Below are 16,184 nucleotides of genomic sequence, written 5' to 3'. Positions count from 1 at the left end.
TTTTTCAGCAAATCATGCGCTCGAATTGCTTCATTCGCGTTCTTGGACCAGGCATCCTGGTGGCGTTGCTATCCGCACTATCGGCGGTCGCCAACGATGTGGGAGGGACCACCTTCTTTGAAAATGAGGTTCGCCCGCTGCTGGTGAAGTACTGCTACGAATGCCACTCGCAGGAGTCTGGCAAGGCCAAGGGCGGACTTCTGCTGGACCGACGGGAAGGCTGGGCGATGGGCGGGGATGCGGGGCCGGCAGTGGTGCCGGGCAAGGTGGCGGAGAGCCTCTTGATTGCCTCAGTGCGTTATGAGAAACCCGATCTGCAGATGCCTCCCAAGTCGCGACTCAACGCGGGGGAGGTGGCTGTACTGGAGCGGTGGGTGGCCATGGGGGCCCCGGATCCACGAGAAGCTGCACTCGAGGCCGCCACGCAAAAGAAGCAGATCGACTTCGCTGCCGCCCGCAAGACGTGGGCCTATCGTGAGCACCATGCGGCACCGGTGGCGGTGCCTGCCGTTAAACAGGCGGACTGGCCTCGGGAAGAAATGGACCACTTCATCCTGGCCCGCCTGGAGGCGTCAGGGCATCAACCTGCCGCAGATGCACCGGCCCGGGCCCTGGTGCGCCGGCTGTATTATGACCTCACCGGCCTACCCCCGTCTCCCGAGGAGGCTGACGCTTTTGTTGATTCCATGAACCGTGAAGGAGAGGCCGCACTGACGACTCTGGTGGACCGGTTGCTGGCGAATGCGTCGTTTGGCGAGACTTGGGGCAGGCATTGGCTGGATCTGGCGCGGTATGCCGACTCCAACGGCGGGGATCGCAACTACACGTACTATCAGGCATGGCGGTACCGGAACTATGTCATTGGTGCCTTCAATGCCGACAAGCCCTTCTACACCTTCGTCAAAGAGCAGCTCGCAGGGGACCTGTTGCCTTGGGAAACTGATTCCCAGAGGCGTGAGCAGCTCGTTGCCAGCACCTTTCTGTCTCTGGGGCCCAAGATGCTCACAGAGCGGGACAAGGAGAAGATCCGGCTCGATGTGGCGGACGAGCAGATCGATACGGTGGGGCGGGCCTTCCTCGGTCTGACGTTGGGCTGCGCCCGGTGTCATGATCACAAGTTTGATCCAGTGAGCCAGCAGGATTACTACGCTTTAGCCGGCATCTTCCGCTCCACCCAGGTGGTGATGGGGACCCGCAACGGTTGTGTCAATGTGGCCAGCTGGGTGGAGCGTCCGCTGCCGGTGCCCGAGCCCCAGCGGGGTGAGTTGGAACAACAGGTGTCCCGCCTGGAGCTGATCATGAGGCTGAAGGTGGAGAAAGACTTCAAACAGAAATCTGGTGGCAAGAAGACGCTGGATGACCTGCCACTGGCGGGAGTGGTGTACGATGAGGCGGATGCAGAGCTCACGGGAGCGTGGAAGAGTTCAACGCTCTCACCCAAGCGGTTCGGGGAAACGTACATCCATGACGACCGCCAGGAGAAGGGCGGCAGACAGGCGCTGTTCCGCGGCAGCCTGCCGGAGAGCGGCGTGTATGAAGTACGGGTGGCCTACAGCCCGGGTGGAAACCGCAGCCAGTCGGTGCCGGTCACGGTGGAAGCGGGCGATGGGGTTCATGAAATCATCCTTGACCAGACGAAGGAGCCCGCCGTGGCCGGATTGTTCCAGCCCGTGGGACGGTTTGAGTTCAAGAAAGGGGCCCGTGCCAACGTGATCCTCAGCAACCGGGGCACCAGCGGCTATGTGATGGTGGACGCGGTGCAGTTTGTGGCCGTGAAGGACATTGCCAGGGAGGCGGAAGTGCTGGCGATGAGCGGAGGGGGGGCGGATCCCATCTTCAAGATGTCGGCCGGAGAGCTGTCCAAGGCGCTGACGAAGCAGATCGACGAACTCAAAGACGCGGAGCTGGCCATGGCACCCCGCGATGCCGAGGATGCGGGCGACTGCCACCTCCGCATCCGCGGGGAAGTGGCGCAGCGCGGACCGCTGGTGGCGCGGAACTTCCCGCAGGTATTGTACTCCGGGCCTCCGCCCGTCATTCCCTCCGGTGCCAGCGGCCGGCTGGAGCTGGCCAACTGGATCACCGGACCCCAGAACGGTCTGCTGGACCGGGTGATGGTGAACCGCCTCTGGGCGCAGCTCTTCCGTCGGGGCATTGTGGGGACGGTGGACAATTTTGGCATCCAGGGGGAGACCCCGACTCATCCAGAACTTCTGGAGCATCTGGCCCAGCGGTTTCGCGCAAGTGGGGGTTCCATGAAAGCACTTATCCGTGAGATGGTGCTGAGCCGTACCTACCGGCTCGCGGCAGCTCCAGAGTCGAAGCTGGCCGCAGTCGATCCGGAAAACCGCTTGTTCGGTCGGCATCAGCCCCGACGTCTGTCGGCGGAGGAGATCCGGGACAGCCTTCTGTTGTTGGGAGGGCGGCTCACCTTGGAAAGGGGCAACGCCACGGCAGGCTCCTACGGCGAGGACCTCGACGGGAAGATCGATGCCGCCAAGCTCCCGGTACGCAGTGTCTATCTGCCGATGGCGAGAAACAATCTGGCCGCCGATCTGGAGGTGTTCGATGCGGCCAACCCCGAGGTGACGGTGGGCGAGCGCACCCCCACCACCGTGCCCACGCAAGCGCTCTATCTGTTGAACAGCGAGGTGCTCCAGGCCCAGGCAAGAGAACTGGGTGCCGGTGCCTATCTCTTCGACAATCCTGATGGGGTAACCCATCTGTACCGGCGCGTGCTCGGCCGCCCCCCTCATCCGGCGGAGCGGGAACGTGCCGTCAGCTTCGTGAGTGACGGAGGGAGGGACCGCGAACAGGCTCTGGCAGACCTTGCCCATGTCCTGCTCGCCTCCACGGAATTTCTCTTCCTCGATTGAAACCCTGCGTCCTTCCTGCCATGAACTCTGTCTCTGCCTGCCATCGATTTGACGCCCCCACCTTCAGCCGTCGCACGGCGTTGAAGACCGCTGCCTGTGGGTTTGGATCACTGGCCTTCTCCAGCCTGGCCTCGGCCGCTGCGGGGGGCGCGTCAGGCGCGCTGCCCATCGGTCTGCATCATGCACCGCGAGCCCGGCGGGTGATCTTCCTGTTCATGCATGGCGGGCCGTCACAGGTGGACACGTTTGACTACAAACCCCGGCTGCAGGCAGATGACGGCAAACGCCTGCCCTTTGCTCCCGCGGACAACCTGGATCCTGCGGCCGCCAGCCAGGCCAAACTCATGGGTTCTCCCTGGGCGTTCAAGCAGCATGGCGGGTCCGGCCTGTGGTGCAGTGAGTTGTTTCCTAATGTCGCCCGGCACATGGATGACCTGTGCGTCATCCGCTCCATGCAGAGCAAGGGGCAGTCGCACGGGCAGGCGGTGTGCATGATGCACACCGGCGCGGACAACTTTGTGCGCCCTTCGCTCGGCGCCTGGGTGAGCTACGGGCTGGGCACGGAGAACGCCAACCTGCCGGCCTTTGTCAGCATCAGCCCCCCGGCCGGTCACGGGGGACCGCGGAACTATGGTTCCGCCTTCCTCCCGGCGGCACACCAGGGTACGACGGTGGGACGAAGTGGGAAACTGGGCAAGGAGGCGACTTTTCGCTTCCTCGATTCTGCTTCATCCCCGGAGCGCCAGCACCGCAAGCTGGAACTGTTGCAGGCCATGAACCGTGAAAATCTGGAGCGCACGCGGCTGGCCCCGGTGGAGGGCATGATCGCGTCCATGGAGCTGGCGTTTCGCATGCAGCAGGAGGCTCCGGAGGTGATGAACCTTGCGGGTGAGCCTGATCACATCAAGGATCTGTACGGCATCGGCAGGGAGCCCACGGACAACTACGGGCGGCAGTGCCTGCTGGCGCGCCGTTTTGCGGAAGCGGGTGTCCGTTTCATTCAGGTATCCACGGGCTACACTTGGGACCAGCATTCTGGGCTGTTGAAAGGGCATGAGAGCAACTGTGCCCGGGTGGATCGTCCGATCGCCGGACTGCTGGCGGACCTCAAGCAACGGGGCCTGTTGGAAGACACATTGGTGGTTTGGGGCGGAGAGTTCGGCCGCACGCCCATCGTGCAAGGGGTGAATGGCCGGGATCACAATCCACAAGGTTTCACCATGTGGCTTGCGGGCGGCGGCGTGAAAAGCGGTCATGCCCACGGGGAGACGGACGAGTTTGGCTACTATGCAGTGAAGGACAAGGTCCACATGCATGACCTGCATGCCACACTCCTGCATCTTATGGGCATTGATCACGAGCGCCTGACCTACCGCTACGCGGGCCGCGACTTCCGGTTGACGGACGTGTACGGCCACGTGGTGCGCGAGATCTTTGCCTAAGGCCCTCCTCCCGTGCGGCGGGGGTTGAAAAAAAACCCCTGGTTGAAGGCCCCCTGGCCCGGGAATTTTGCCGACGCGATCGTTTGCGAATTCATCCCATAAGCTCTTGGCGATGTCTGGGGGGCAGAATGAAATCAGCCGGGGTCTCAAAAAGCCTTGTCGAGGGAAGGCTACTCCCCCTAGAATTTTGCGAAATTCGAAAATAACTCGCGCTTGCCCACATGAATCGTCGTGCATTTCTCGCCCTAGCTGGAGGATCCATGGTGGGGGGAGTCTATTCCGAAGGGGCCACTCCGCCTATCGCACAAGGGGTGCCGTTGCACCTTGAACCTCTGCCATTCGAGCCGGAGGCATTGGAGCCTTACATTGATGCCCAGACCATGCGCCTCCATTATCAGGTGCATCATGCCGCTTACCTGAGCCGGCTGCAGGCGGCGCTTCGCAAGGGCAATCTCCGGGCCGCGAATGCCTTTTCGTTGATTCGGGGGCTCAATCATCCACCTGCCGGGGTGACTCCGGAATTGCAGATGGCCCTCCGTCAGAATGGGGGCGGGCATGTGAATCACACCATCTTCTGGCGGATCCTCACGCCCCCGGGCAAGTCTCCCCTGGGGCCCCAAGGGCGTCTCGCGGAGGCGATTCAGAAAGAGTATGGCAGCCTTGATGCATTTAAGTCCGTCTTTGCTGCGGCAGCCATGACTCGGTTTGGCTCAGGTTGGGCTTGGTTGAGCGTGAGAGAAGACGGGAAATTGATCGTGACTTCGACGCCTGATCAGGATAATCCAGCCATGTGTGGGCTGGTCCCTGACGAGGAGTGCGGACTGCCCATTCTGGGCCTCGATGTGTGGGAGCATGCCTACTATCTGAAATATCAGAACCGACGTCAGGACTATGTATCGGCATGGTGGAACGTCGTCAACTGGACGCGGGTGGAGCAGAGTTTTGCCGTGGCAACTGCCCGATGATACCCTGGCAAAAATAAGAAGTCCAAACTGGCGCTTTTCTGCGTATAGAAGGGGACCTTAGCCTCCTCGATCCACGAGGAGGAGGTTCCCTCCCGCTTCTGCGGCAACGCAGGGCAAATAATCCATTCACACCCTTCCCCATTATGAACCGCCGCAGTTTCCTTGTTGCTGGTGGAGCCGCCGTCGCGGGCTCCGTGTTGCCGTCCCCTCTGCAAGCCGCCGCGGCGTTTCCGCTGGAGCTGGGCAAGTTGCCGTATGCGCCGGAGGCCCTTGAGCCGTACATCGACGCCCAGACAATGACGATTCACCACGACAAGCATCACGCCGCATACGTGACCAATCTCAACAAGGCGCTTGATGCTGCCAAAGTGGGCGGCAAAGATGCACTTGAACTGATCAAGGACCTTTCCGCCCTCCCGACGGATTCCCAGACCGCCGTGCGCAACAATGGCGGCGGCCACGTGAATCACACGCTTTTCTGGAGCTGGATGGCCCCTGCCGGCAGCGTTGCCAAGGGCCCGGATGGCAAGTTGGGTGCCGCGATCCAGAGCACTTTCTCAAGTGTGGATGATTTCAAGAAACTCTTCGGTGAAGCGGCCACCAAGCGCTTTGGTTCTGGCTGGGCCTGGTTGGTGGTGAAAGCGGACGGCAAGCTGGCAGTGACGAGCACGCCCAACCAGGATAATCCTTGGATGAAGGGCATTGTACCGGACGGCGATCTGGGCACGCCAATCCTCGGGCTCGATGTCTGGGAGCACGCCTACTACCTCAAGTATCAGAACAAGCGGCCCGACTACATCACCGCTTGGTGGAATGTGGTAAACTGGGCCGAGGTGGCCAAGGGCTATGCCGCCGCGGCTGCCTGACAGTGAAAAGCACTGATACTCAGTCTGAGTCTGAACGAATCCCAATCTTGTCGTGAATCTGACAGGATTGGGATTCTTTTTCAGGCTGAAGAACTGTTGGCCTGTTTGCTTGCTCGCGATCACGCGACCGCCGATTTGCTCTCTGCCACCGCATGTTGGCCCGCCGCCACGACCATCTCGAGTGGCTGGCTGAACGGCAGGGGGATATTGGCACTGGCGGCAGGGCGGGCGGGCGGGGTGATGATGGGGAGCCATACCGTGAAGGTGGCTCCCTTGCCCAATCCATCACTGGCCGCCTGAATACTGCCGCCATGCAGTTCGACGAGGTGTTTCACAATTGAAAGGCCCAGCCCGAGACCATCGTGCCTCCGGGTGGTGCCGGTATCGCCGCGGAGGAAGCGATCGAATACATAGGGGAGAAAGGCGGCATTGATTCCCTGGCCGTTGTCAGCAATTTTGAAGGTGAAATGGGATGGGGTGCCATCCAGATGCAAATGGATGTGACCGCCTGGTGGGGTGAACTTGATCGCGTTGGTCAGGAGATTCCCAAAGATCTGGTGAAGTCGAATGGGGTCGGCGTGAGCCATCCCGAGGCTGCGGGAGAGTGATGTTTGAACCAGGACTTCTCTGGAGCATGCCAGGGGCTTGAGCATATCGACGGAGAGCTGAATGATCGCGGCAAGGTCCACGGGCTGTACCTCAAGCCGGATGTTTCCAGAGACCATCCTGCTCACGTCCAGAAGGTCTTCAATCAGGCGGGATTGACCTTTGGCACTCTCCCTGATGACCGCGAGACCCTGAGCCAGTTCAGCAGGGGCTGAAGAGCTTGTGGCGAGGACTTCCGTCCAGGCCATGATGGCTTGGAGAGGGGTGCGAAGCTCGTGGGCGAGAACGGCAAGAAAATGATCCTTGATGCTGTTCTGGCGTTTTGCCTCCAGACAGTCCAGCTCCCGACACCTCTCCCCCACCATCACTGTCGGCATGCGTGGGGGCACGACGTCATTCATGGCGGAGCCCGGGCAACGGCCCCCCTGGGGAGACCTCCTTTCAGCCTCCGCTGCCAGACTCGCATGGTTATATGAAACTGCCTGGTCATTCCGGAGGGGGCAAGCCGGGGCATGCCATGAGAGGTTCGGTTGGACCATCTCCAGGCTGGGAGCGTGCCGGGGCTGCGGGTGGTCAAAGCCTGGAAGAAACTCTGTAGGTACCCAGTCCATCTCCGACTGCTTGTGGGGGGCGCCAAAGCTGGAGGAGGAGATGGATTCGTCAGTGTGCATGCGAAGAAGCTTAAAAGAATGGGGCGGAACCCTGGCCTCAGCCAAGTGGGACGGCGGGCGGGCTCGTGTTTAGGACGCGTACACTGCGGAGATGGATTTGGATGTGAAGCCCGTGGTCGTCGCTGCTGGCTTTTCCGGCTCACACGCAGCATCCGTCGTTGCAGGGGTTGCTGTTTCGGCGTCAGCAGGGGGTGGGCTTGGATGCGATGCTGACCAGCCACGTGGTCTGAAGGTGTGCGGTGGTCGAATGGTGATCTTCATGGAGAGATGATCGTTGATGCTGACGTTTGCCGCTATGGGGTGTATGCCCACCCGTGAGCTGTGCCGCCCTGGTTTTCAGGCGTGCTTATTTGCGCACAGGATCTGGGTGCCACTCTTGAGAATAGGTGAGATGCCTGCTGATGGAGCGGTCCTGGTCGCCATCACCGCAAGTCTTGTCGTGTTGATAATCCCAACCCTTGTTCCAATTGCCCGGACGGGCGGGCAAAGCCTCAGGAGCCATGGAACCAGGAAAACTCTCATTGTGCCCTAACTTAGTCCCATCGACGCAGGCCGGACCATGGGGTGTACACCCCATGGTGGGTGCGGGCGACTGCAGGTAACTTCGTGCGAGGTGAAAGCCGGGAAACCGGGTTGTCCTTTGTCATCCCATATTGGGAAGACCTGTCGAACTCTTCCCGAAAATAGACCATGAAAACAAAAACCTATCTACAGCTGGCTGGTACAGCCATCCTTCTGAGCTTGGCGAGCTGCGTGGACACCCATGATCACAATGACCGGCATGCCGGTCATGATCACGATGGCGATCGCAATCATGACCGCCGCCATTCAGGACGGAACAACAGCGATCTCGAACAACACGGGGATTCCCACGGACGGACGATGCGTGGAAGCGTGTATGGGGGCCAGTCTTCCAGAAGGTACTAGGAGGTTATTACTCGCGCCCCTGATGAAGAGGGAGGGCCTGCAGGATGGTCACTTGCACGCTGCTCTCGATGATGCCCGTGGCGATGGCGTGGCGGGTGAGGCTGGCGGTGTCATGGATGTTGAGTTTTTCCATGAGGCTCTGGCGGTGCTTTTCCACCGTTTTCACACTGATGTGAAGGATCTCCGCTGTTTCCTTGTTGGCCTTGCCTTCCGCGATGAGTTGCAGCACCTCCGTTTCCCGGGAACTGAGCCGGGAGGGGGCTTTTCTTGAAGGGAGATCCCCCTGGTTGTAGGCCTTTTGGGCATGGTGATTCCGTCGTCGGGAGATGGTGGGGCTGAAGAAGCTATTGCCCTTATAGACTTCCCGGATGGCTTTGGTGAGGGCATGGGCGGCGGTTTGCTTGATCAGGTAACCGGACGCGCCCAGCTCCATCACCTGCTCGACATAGGCATCATCACTGTGGGCGGAAAGGATGAGAACCTTGGGAGGGGCTGCGCTCCTGAGGATCTGGCGTGCGGCCTCCAGTCCGTTGAGGCGGGGCATCGCGATATCCAGCACAACCACATCCGGACACAGGGTGAGGCAGAACTCCACAGCTAGATGGCCGTTCTCCGCCTGTCCCACAATGACGATGTCAGGTTCAAGCTCCAACAGAGCACGCAGACCCTCTCGGACGATGGTGTGATCCTCTGCGAGGAGTACGGTGATGGGGGTCATGGGGAGTGATGGGCCGAGTCAGGCAGTTCTTTGACCGCAGCGAGTTTGGAGGGGCGGGGACGAGAGGGGACTTTCTTGCCAGGAAGCTCCACCTGGACGGTCGTTTCCTTGCCGGGTGCGGAGGCCACGACGAAGGTGCCACCCACCATTTCCACCCGTTCCTTCATGCCCAGCAGGCCAAGGCATTTGCTGCTTCTGGCGAAGGCGTTGCCCTCCACCTGAAATCCACAACCGTTGTCATGAATCTGCATGTTGACGTTGTTCGCATGCAGGCGGATCGAGACATTTGCCTGGCTGGCTTTAGCATGGCGGGCGACATTGGTGAGAGCCTCCTGGGCGACGCGATAGAGAACGGTGCGACGGGTGCTGTCGATGCTTTCAATGTTGGGAGAAACCGAGAAGCTGACCCTGATGCCGGTTCGCTGCATGTAGGCGGTCAGATAAGACTTGAGGGCGGGAATCAATCCCAGATCATCCAAAAGCGTGGGGCGCAAGTCACGGGCAAAGCGATGAACAATCTCAACGGAACGTTCAATCACTCGCTGGGTCATGGCGATTCGCCGACGCAAGTTTCTGGCGTTTGAGTTGCTTTCTGTCTTCAGAGTAATGAGCCGCAGATTGATGCTGGTCAGGGCCTGGGCCACGACGTCATGCAGTTCACGACTGATCCGTTTGCGCTCCTCCTCCTGAACGGTAAGCAGCCGGCGGGAGAGGTGGCGCAGGTCCTCTTGCATGTGGCGGGATTTTGCAAGCAACTGGCTGGAGGTCGTCTCACTGGTGATGAGGGACGCCTCCACGGATTTGCGGTGGATGATCTCGTGTTTCAGTTTGTCGTTGGATGCAGCGAGCTGATGAGTCCGGCGGGTCAGACTGCTGACAAGTTTCTCCAGGCGTCTGTTGGCCTGCCGCATGCTCCTGTGGGTCTCTTCAATGGGGGTAATGGCCTCTGTGAAGAAGGCGGCTCCCCGTAGCGTTTTGGCTTTTTTGCGAGCCGGTGAGGCTTCATCAGACAGCAAGCTTCGCAGAGCCCCCTCATGGATCTTTGCAAGGGCCAGCGTTTCCATGCCGGATTTTGTAGCCTGGATGCCGAAGAGTCGGGCGTTCTTCAGGCCAGATTCACCGGATCCGCGGTGATCGAGATGCTCACGGAGGGATGCCCGGTAGGTCTGTGACAGGGAAGATTTTTTTGTGTTCATGCATTTTCCCTGATTCGACGACAAGGCGGTTGCCTGATTGGACCCAGTTTTCTCCCTTTTCGTTGGGTATTTGCACCAGATCGTGAATGCCTGGGGGGCATCATCGGAAGGAGGCAGGCGGGCAAACGTTTAAAAAGCTAGGAGCGCTTAAGCTGGCGACCCCACCATGCATCATGACGGGCCATAGGTGCGCCCATGGGTGAGTTTAAGTAGAACCATTGCAAAGGTTTGTAGAACGTCACCAGATCTCTGGGCATGGGACCGGAAATGCGGCCGCTGGAGTACAGGGCCTGAACCGGGCCAAAGCTGAACAGGTAGGCGATGGCTAGAAAAAGCAGGAAGATGACGATGCTTCCCCGTCGGGATGATGAACGGAAGTGGGTGCTCATCCAGAAATGTAAGCGATATGCCGGAATGCCCAATGGGGTGAAGTGCCCATGGGTTTCGATTGAGGACCTGGAGACTGTCGTAAATTTCTCGTTGTCTCCAGAAGTTTGTTAAGAGTGACCCAGCCGGTAGGGTTACACCCCATATCGACCTGCGCGAGCATCAGCGAGTGTTGGGACCATGCACAATATTACTCGGAAGTTCCTCGTGACCATCGTGTTCTCAGGAGCATTGTTTTCGTTCAGTCACGCTCAAGCCCAGCTGGTGGAAGTGACCATTGCCCCTGTAGCATCGGAAGGGATTGTCAGCAAAGTCTCGGCTCAATCCATTATCATCACCAAGGCCGCCGGGGAGGCACCAGTGGAATACCTGTCCAGTGAGACAACTCACTATGTGGATGCGGATGGGAGTCCAGTGGAAATTGCCATGATGAAATCCGGACTGCCGGTGACCGTCCACTACACCCGGGCAGGAGAATCGCTGGTGGCAACAAAAGTCGTGCTGGGAAGAGCCCAGGTGGTGAATTCCTCCGCCGCCGCTCAAATCGTTGCGGAGTCTGCCATGAACGCTGCGGGGATTGTCAGCGAGTGGGGAGAGTCAAGGTTCTTGATCAAGTCGGAAGGCAGTCCCGATCCTGTCAGCTACACCTATGGCAAGACAACCACCTACCTAGACGAAGACGGCAAGCCCGTGGATGTGTCGGTGGTGAAGACTGGGGTCCCTGTCACGGTCTATTACACGAAGGTGGGTGACTCCATGGTAGTCTCCCGAGTAGTGGTACGAAAGGGGAAGCTGGCTCCCACTCAGGAAATTGAGCGAAAGAAAACCACCACCACGGAAACCTCAACAGACCGTTAATCGGTCCGTGCCCACAAAAACAAGATGAAACGATCCTCCCTTATCTGGACCCTGATCCTGGCAGGCCTTTGGCTCACCAGTTGCAGCTCCACCCGTCAAACCCAAACGTCGAGATCGATGGAAACGACATCGATGACCACCCATTCCTCCAAGTAACCCCAGGAGTCCAAACTTATGAAATCCATTTTGATGATTGTCGCCGCGGTTCTGGGAACCCTTTTGTGCCTGACAAGCTGTGAGACCGTGCAAGAGAGTGCGCCCCCGACTCGCACCACCACCACCACCACTACAGAGCAGACCACCTACCGCAGTCCCTCGGTAGGGGTCACAGAGACTCAGACCGTCCGGGCTTACTGACGGCCGGGATGTCTTCCTCCAAAACGTGCCGGCGAAAGCTGGCACGTTTTTTGATGTCGGTGGCTGGTGTTGCCCCATTGAAGAGATGGCGATGAGCCCAAAACCCTGTTTTCAGGAAGGACCTGAATTTTGTTTTTTGAGTTTTGAGGAATTTTTGCGAATGCTGGGGCATGCCCGCAGTGAAAGATCGCATCAAACCCCACCTGGAAGACGCCTGGCTTGGCGATGCTGTGCTGGAGCTCTATGCCCGGTCGTGGATCTTGCGACAGTACGGGAAGGTGGATGCGGATTTGAAGAGCCGCTTCACGAGCAACCAGTTTCTCAACTCATTGGGGCAACCCACGATGGTGGAGGCTGAGGTGGGCCGGGTTTACAAGGAACAGGGCCTGGAAGGCGCGTTTGCGCACATTCAGGCAAAGATCGAGCCCCTGTTCGTGAAACAAGAGGGCAAGCGCCAGCGTTCGCAACGCTGATGACATTTGCCTTTCTCTCTCCTCGATCCACACTCGCGTCCTGGGCATCCAGCATTCTGGGGCTGCTCCTGATGATTTCGGGCACCTCGGTGGTGGTTGCTGCTGACCGGCCCAATATCATTTACATCCTCGTGGATGACATGGGTTATGGTGATCTGGGCTGTTTCGGCCAGAAGACGTTCACGACTCCCCATATTGACCGCATGGCGGCTGAGGGAATGAAACTCACCCGTCACTACGCGGGAAGCACCGTGTGTGCTCCCTCCCGCTGCGTTCTCTTGACCGGGCTGCACACGGGGCACTGCAGGGTGCGTGGCAACGGGCTGTGGACCATGCCAGACAGCGACGTCACCGTGCCCAATCTGTTGAAGCAGGCGGGCTATGCCACGGCCTGCTTCGGCAAATATGGTCTGGGGAAACCGCTCCCCGATGATGATCCCAACCGCAAGGGGTTCGACACCTTCTTCGGCTACGTGGACACCAGCCACGCCCACAATTTCTATCCTACTTATTTGATCCGCAACGGGCAGAGGGTGGCCCTGAACAACGTCACCGAGCCTGGCAGCCGCAAGGCAGGGCATGAAGACACTGGCTTCGCCACCGTGGATGGCCGGAGGCAGTTTGCTCCGCAATTGATCGCCGATGAACTCCAGACCTACCTGCGGGACCGGGCTGCGGGCAAGCAGCCATTCTTTGTTTACTATGCCCTGAACATGCCTCACGCCAACAATGAGGCGGGCAAGAATTCGCCGCTGAAGCACGGCATGGAAGTGCCCTCCTATGGTGAATATGCGAACAAGGACTGGCCGGATGTTGAAAAGGGGTTTGCGAGTGCGATGCGCTTTGTGGATGACCAGGTGGGGGCCGTGCTTGCGGCTTTGAAAAAAGCGGGCCTGGATCAGAACACGCTGGTGATGTTCACCTCTGACAATGGCCCGCACGCTGAGGGTGGGCACAGTTCGGATTTCTTTGACTCCAACGGCGCGTTCAGTGGGATCAAGAGGAGCATGACGGATGGCGGCATCCGGGTGCCGCTCGTGGCGCGCTGGCCCGCTGCCATCAAGGCCAGGGGGGAGAGTGAACATGTCTCCGGATTCCAGGACCTGCTGCCTACCGTGGCGGACTTGGCAGGGGCCAAGCTGGAAGGGGAAACGGACGGACTCTCTCTGGTGCCCACTCTGACCGGCAAGGATGGGGAGCAAAAGCAGCACAAATACCTTTTCTGGAACTTCGATGAACAGGGGGGCAAACGGGCCGTGCTCAGGTGGCCGTGGAAGCTCATTCATCTGAACACGGGGACTGCTCGCATGGGTCAAAACGCAGGTGGAAAACCGCAGCCGGTTCAGCCCAAGTCTCTGGAAGTGCAGCTGTACAACCTTGAGGAAGATGTGGGGGAGCAAAACAACCTCGCCAGTCTCCAACCCGGGATCGTCAGTGAGCTGGAGGGGTATATGAAAGAAGCCTGGCGGGCACCGCAAACCCAGCCGGAATAGAGTGGACAAAAAACTCCAGCCTCCGCGTCATGGGCAGGCTGGAGCCGGGGAGGCTTGCGGGGAAGGGGCTCAGGGTCTTATTTCCTGTGCCGGTGATTTCCCAGCGTCATCATGGAGGCGTTCGACCGCCTCTTTCCGGGCCTTTTCCGCAGCGGCACGGGCATTTTCCAGAGCTTTGGCGAGATTCTCGGCGCTCTCTTCCAGTCTCTTCAGAGTCTCGGACTTGTTGCGCTCCAGGTCTGTCTTGGACTTCTCCAGCTGCTTGCGAACGTCCACAAGATTCTTCTCCACGGACTTGATCACGTCGGCTCCAACGCCGGCTTTCTTCAAGGCTTCCTGCACCCGCTCAAGCTCCACTGGAGCGTGGCTCCCATCCGTGGTGGCGGTGATGACGTTGCCTTTGGAATCCACCACGAGGGCCCTGGTCTGGAAAATGAGAGGGTCCATATAGGCACCGGCCACGCTCGGGGTGTTCGTCACAAAGGAGGACACGCTCCACGGATCGTCTCCTCCCAGGCGGATGCCCAATTTCACCTCCAGCACCAGATCGATGCCCTTTCGGAAGACGGTCAGCTTGATGGTGTCCTGCTCCTTCTTCCCCGAGACGAGAGCGCGCAGTTGGGAAGGGTTCACCAGCAACTGGTCATCCAGCTTGGCGAGGATGTCGTAGCGCTGAAGTCCAGCTTTGGCCGCGGGGCTGTCTGGCACCACGCTGCGGACGAGGATGCCAGTGCCAGCGGTCAGGGGCGGCAGCTGGGCTCGCACCTCCTCTGGTGCTTCATCGGTGGCGACTCCCAGCCAGGTCGTGGCCACCGGAGGGGTGGCTGGCGCAGCGGGAAGGGCGGGAACGCCCGCGATCGCCAGCCCGTGAGGCCCCGGCAGTCGCTCGGCGAGCATCTTGCCCCCGCCGATCAAAACTTTGCGGGCATTGCCCACATTCACGCGGCGGATGATTTCTTCGCCATCCCTGTGGATATGAACCTCGGCTTCTGTCTGCCCTTCTTCGGGAGGGGAAATCTTGATGGAGAACTCCCTGGCACCTCTCGTGGGCACGGGGCCTTCGGGTGAATCTGGTCCCGCTGCGGCCAGCACGGGGAGGAATTCTCTTTCCAGTTCAGGCGGGAGAGTCGGCTGGGTGTCCGCCGGTTGGTGGATGAAGGGGGGCACCGTCCCGGCATTGTCGGGGACGAAGATCGTTTCCTCCTGAGCGGAGACAAACGGCAGCGGCAGGGAGCAGGCGAGCAGCCCGGCAAATACAAAGCGTGGTGTTTTCATAGGATCGAGGAAGGCGGGGGATGGCGAAATGTCAGGGCTGGCTAGTAGGTCTGAAGGGCTACGGGGATGATCTCTGTGCGCGATTCCTGGCGCTGGAAGGTGCTGACGCCGTCGTCACCACGGTAAGTCACGTCATCCACCCAGAAGGTGCGCATGAGTTGGATGGGTCGCTCGGGGTCAGTCTCGAGAACGCCCACCTTTTCCACTTTCACCAGAGTGCTGGTCTGCTCGATCGGGAGGAAGACCCGCAGGTCTTCGAGGGGTTCAGCAGGGGCTTGGGCAGTGACAGGGGAAACGAGAGTGGGCGCGGGGGAGGTGACCTCTTCAGGAGGAAGAAATCCGAGAAAAAGCACTGCCACGCCAGCCATGGCCGCAGTGAGGTGCCACCAGTGAGGCCGTTTCGGCTGGGCCTGCTGAAGCCGTGCGGCCAGGGGTTCAGGGACCGCCGCAGGCTGGAGGGGCTGGAGGCGGCGCTCGAGTTCGTCATCTTCGATGTTCATGTCAAATGGGGGGAGGCGGGCCGGTTGCCCTCAGCTTGTTTCATCGCCTTGCGCAGATGGTCCAGGGCATAGCGGTAGCGGGATGCGGCGGTGTCAGCGGGAATGTCCAGAGAAAGGGCGATCTGCTGGAAGGTCAGCCCGCCCCAGATCCGGACGATGAGCACCTCCCTCAGGTGATTGGGCAGGCGCTGGACGGCTTCGTCCAGGTCGGGGTCGATGCCGGAGCCGTCCGCTGGCTGGTCCAGCCACAGGATTTCATAGGCAGTCTGTTCCCGGCGTTGCCGCCGTTCCGTGCTGCGAAAGAGATCAATGGCCCGGCGGCGGATGGTGGCGTACACCAGGGCGTCGTCCGGTGCCTTGTGTCCGGCTCGCCGCCACGTCTCCACGAGGGAATCCTGAAGAACGTCGTGCGCGTCCGCCTCGCACCGCGTCTGAGACCGGGCGAAGAGCAGGAACTGGCGGGAGCGTTGGCCAAGCCACGAGTTCCAGGAGGTGGTTGAGATTGAGGGGGTGGCGTCCACGCAGGCGTGAGGTGATTCACGGGGATAGCGGCACGGGCGCGGACTTTTGTCTG

General features: G+C 60.0%; 16 protein-coding genes. 9 read left to right on the top strand and 7 right to left on the bottom strand.

The genetic code is table 11. From position 1 onward, the window contains the following. The first annotated feature begins 14 nt into the window (after window positions 1–14). From VSP_RS25680 to VSP_RS25665, 4 genes are all read left to right on the top strand, one after another. The gene (locus VSP_RS25680) at window positions 15–2,876 is read left to right on the top strand and encodes a DUF1549 domain-containing protein (RefSeq protein ID WP_009964309.1); all 2,862 of its coding nucleotides are present in this window, start codon (window positions 15–17) and stop codon (window positions 2,874–2,876) included. A 20-nt stretch (window positions 2,877–2,896) separates the two neighbouring features. Continuing rightward, entirely contained in the window at window positions 2,897–4,318 is a 1,422-nt protein-coding gene (locus VSP_RS25675; RefSeq protein WP_009964308.1) for a DUF1501 domain-containing protein, read from the top strand. Between the two features lie 221 nt (window positions 4,319–4,539). Continuing rightward, complete coding sequence (locus VSP_RS25670) at window positions 4,540–5,283, top strand: superoxide dismutase (protein ID WP_157211062.1); 744 nt, start codon at window positions 4,540–4,542, stop codon at window positions 5,281–5,283. 143 nt (window positions 5,284–5,426) lie between these two features. Beyond that, complete coding sequence (locus VSP_RS25665; protein ID WP_009964305.1) at window positions 5,427–6,149, top strand: superoxide dismutase; 723 nt, start codon at window positions 5,427–5,429, stop codon at window positions 6,147–6,149. Between the two features lie 119 nt (window positions 6,150–6,268). Here the strand turns inward: VSP_RS25665 and VSP_RS40045 are convergent, their stop codons facing one another. Beyond that, window positions 6,269–7,156, bottom strand: coding sequence for a sensor histidine kinase (locus VSP_RS40045; protein ID WP_198141230.1), 888 nt, complete (start codon window positions 7,154–7,156; stop codon window positions 6,269–6,271). A 960-nt stretch (window positions 7,157–8,116) separates the two neighbouring features. Here VSP_RS40045 and VSP_RS42590 point away from each other — a divergent pair. Continuing rightward, window positions 8,117–8,353 carry a sulfite exporter TauE/SafE family protein gene (locus tag VSP_RS42590; protein ID WP_156346485.1) on the top strand — a complete coding sequence of 79 codons (237 nt, stop codon included), beginning with the start codon at window positions 8,117–8,119 and terminating at the stop codon, window positions 8,351–8,353. A gap of 7 nt (window positions 8,354–8,360) precedes the next feature. Here the strand turns inward: VSP_RS42590 and VSP_RS25645 are convergent, their stop codons facing one another. The 3 genes from VSP_RS25645 to VSP_RS25635 form a co-directional block, all read right to left on the bottom strand. After that, complete coding sequence (locus tag VSP_RS25645) at window positions 8,361–9,071, bottom strand: response regulator (protein WP_009964300.1); 711 nt, start codon at window positions 9,069–9,071, stop codon at window positions 8,361–8,363. Continuing rightward, entirely contained in the window at window positions 9,068–10,267 is a 1,200-nt protein-coding gene (locus tag VSP_RS37415; protein WP_009964299.1) for a sensor histidine kinase, read from the bottom strand. The genes VSP_RS25645 and VSP_RS37415 overlap by 4 nt, the downstream gene beginning before the upstream one ends. A gap of 137 nt (window positions 10,268–10,404) precedes the next feature. Further along, window positions 10,405–10,656, bottom strand: a complete 252-nt coding sequence (locus VSP_RS25635) for a hypothetical protein (protein ID WP_009964297.1) — start codon at window positions 10,654–10,656, stop codon at window positions 10,405–10,407. A 178-nt stretch (window positions 10,657–10,834) separates the two neighbouring features. On the opposite strand from VSP_RS25635, the gene VSP_RS25630 reads away from it, so the two are divergent. From VSP_RS25630 to VSP_RS25610, 4 genes are all read left to right on the top strand, one after another. Beyond that, window positions 10,835–11,512 carry a hypothetical protein gene (locus tag VSP_RS25630; RefSeq protein WP_009964296.1) on the top strand — a complete coding sequence of 226 codons (678 nt, stop codon included), beginning with the start codon at window positions 10,835–10,837 and terminating at the stop codon, window positions 11,510–11,512. A 174-nt stretch (window positions 11,513–11,686) separates the two neighbouring features. Next, the gene (locus VSP_RS42585; RefSeq protein WP_156346483.1) at window positions 11,687–11,869 is read left to right on the top strand and encodes a hypothetical protein; all 183 of its coding nucleotides are present in this window, start codon (window positions 11,687–11,689) and stop codon (window positions 11,867–11,869) included. Between the two features lie 170 nt (window positions 11,870–12,039). Beyond that, complete coding sequence (locus VSP_RS25615) at window positions 12,040–12,342, top strand: ribonuclease III domain-containing protein (protein ID WP_009964293.1); 303 nt, start codon at window positions 12,040–12,042, stop codon at window positions 12,340–12,342. Beyond that, entirely contained in the window at window positions 12,342–13,835 is a 1,494-nt protein-coding gene (locus tag VSP_RS25610) for an arylsulfatase (RefSeq protein WP_009964292.1), read from the top strand. The genes VSP_RS25615 and VSP_RS25610 overlap by 1 nt, the downstream gene beginning before the upstream one ends. A gap of 69 nt (window positions 13,836–13,904) precedes the next feature. On the opposite strand, the gene VSP_RS25605 is transcribed toward VSP_RS25610, so the two are convergent. From VSP_RS25605 to VSP_RS25595, 3 genes are read right to left on the bottom strand one after another with little or no spacing between them, the layout of a single operon-like run. Continuing rightward, a complete protein-coding gene (locus VSP_RS25605) occupies window positions 13,905–15,110 on the bottom strand; it encodes a PDZ domain-containing protein (protein WP_009964291.1) in 1,206 nt (401 codons plus the stop codon). A 41-nt stretch (window positions 15,111–15,151) separates the two neighbouring features. After that, a complete protein-coding gene (locus tag VSP_RS25600) occupies window positions 15,152–15,610 on the bottom strand; it encodes a hypothetical protein (protein WP_009964289.1) in 459 nt (152 codons plus the stop codon). Then, a complete protein-coding gene (locus VSP_RS25595) occupies window positions 15,607–16,131 on the bottom strand; it encodes an RNA polymerase sigma factor (RefSeq protein ID WP_009964288.1) in 525 nt (174 codons plus the stop codon). Before VSP_RS25595 ends, VSP_RS25600 begins: the two co-directional genes overlap by 4 nt. Window positions 16,132–16,184 lie beyond the last annotated feature (53 nt).

The organism is Verrucomicrobium spinosum DSM 4136 = JCM 18804, assembly GCF_000172155.1.
GTDB lineage: Bacteria > Verrucomicrobiota > Verrucomicrobiia > Verrucomicrobiales > Verrucomicrobiaceae > Verrucomicrobium > Verrucomicrobium spinosum.
This window is presented reverse-complemented; position numbering and strand designations above follow the sequence as displayed.

What these genes read in the sequence shown, in the direction of transcription:
- VSP_RS25680 (WP_009964309.1), top strand. Translation starts at nt 15, where the DNA reads ATGCGCTCGAATTGCTTCATTCGCGTTCTTGGACCAGGCATCCTGGTG.
- VSP_RS25675 (WP_009964308.1), top strand. Translation starts at nt 2,897, where the DNA reads ATGAACTCTGTCTCTGCCTGCCATCGATTTGACGCCCCCACCTTCAGC.
- VSP_RS25670 (WP_157211062.1), top strand. Translation starts at nt 4,540, where the DNA reads ATGAATCGTCGTGCATTTCTCGCCCTAGCTGGAGGATCCATGGTGGGG.
- VSP_RS25665 (WP_009964305.1), top strand. Translation starts at nt 5,427, where the DNA reads ATGAACCGCCGCAGTTTCCTTGTTGCTGGTGGAGCCGCCGTCGCGGGC.
- VSP_RS40045 (WP_198141230.1), bottom strand. Translation starts at nt 7,156, where the DNA reads ATGAATGACGTCGTGCCCCCACGCATGCCGACAGTGATGGTGGGGGAG.
- VSP_RS42590 (WP_156346485.1), top strand. Translation starts at nt 8,117, where the DNA reads ATGAAAACAAAAACCTATCTACAGCTGGCTGGTACAGCCATCCTTCTG.
- VSP_RS25645 (WP_009964300.1), bottom strand. Translation starts at nt 9,071, where the DNA reads ATGACCCCCATCACCGTACTCCTCGCAGAGGATCACACCATCGTCCGA.
- VSP_RS37415 (WP_009964299.1), bottom strand. Translation starts at nt 10,267, where the DNA reads ATGAACACAAAAAAATCTTCCCTGTCACAGACCTACCGGGCATCCCTC.
- VSP_RS25635 (WP_009964297.1), bottom strand. Translation starts at nt 10,656, where the DNA reads ATGAGCACCCACTTCCGTTCATCATCCCGACGGGGAAGCATCGTCATC.
- VSP_RS25630 (WP_009964296.1), top strand. Translation starts at nt 10,835, where the DNA reads ATGCACAATATTACTCGGAAGTTCCTCGTGACCATCGTGTTCTCAGGA.
- VSP_RS42585 (WP_156346483.1), top strand. Translation starts at nt 11,687, where the DNA reads ATGAAATCCATTTTGATGATTGTCGCCGCGGTTCTGGGAACCCTTTTG.
- VSP_RS25615 (WP_009964293.1), top strand. Translation starts at nt 12,040, where the DNA reads ATGCCCGCAGTGAAAGATCGCATCAAACCCCACCTGGAAGACGCCTGG.
- VSP_RS25610 (WP_009964292.1), top strand. Translation starts at nt 12,342, where the DNA reads ATGACATTTGCCTTTCTCTCTCCTCGATCCACACTCGCGTCCTGGGCA.
- VSP_RS25605 (WP_009964291.1), bottom strand. Translation starts at nt 15,110, where the DNA reads ATGAAAACACCACGCTTTGTATTTGCCGGGCTGCTCGCCTGCTCCCTG.
- VSP_RS25600 (WP_009964289.1), bottom strand. Translation starts at nt 15,610, where the DNA reads ATGAACATCGAAGATGACGAACTCGAGCGCCGCCTCCAGCCCCTCCAG.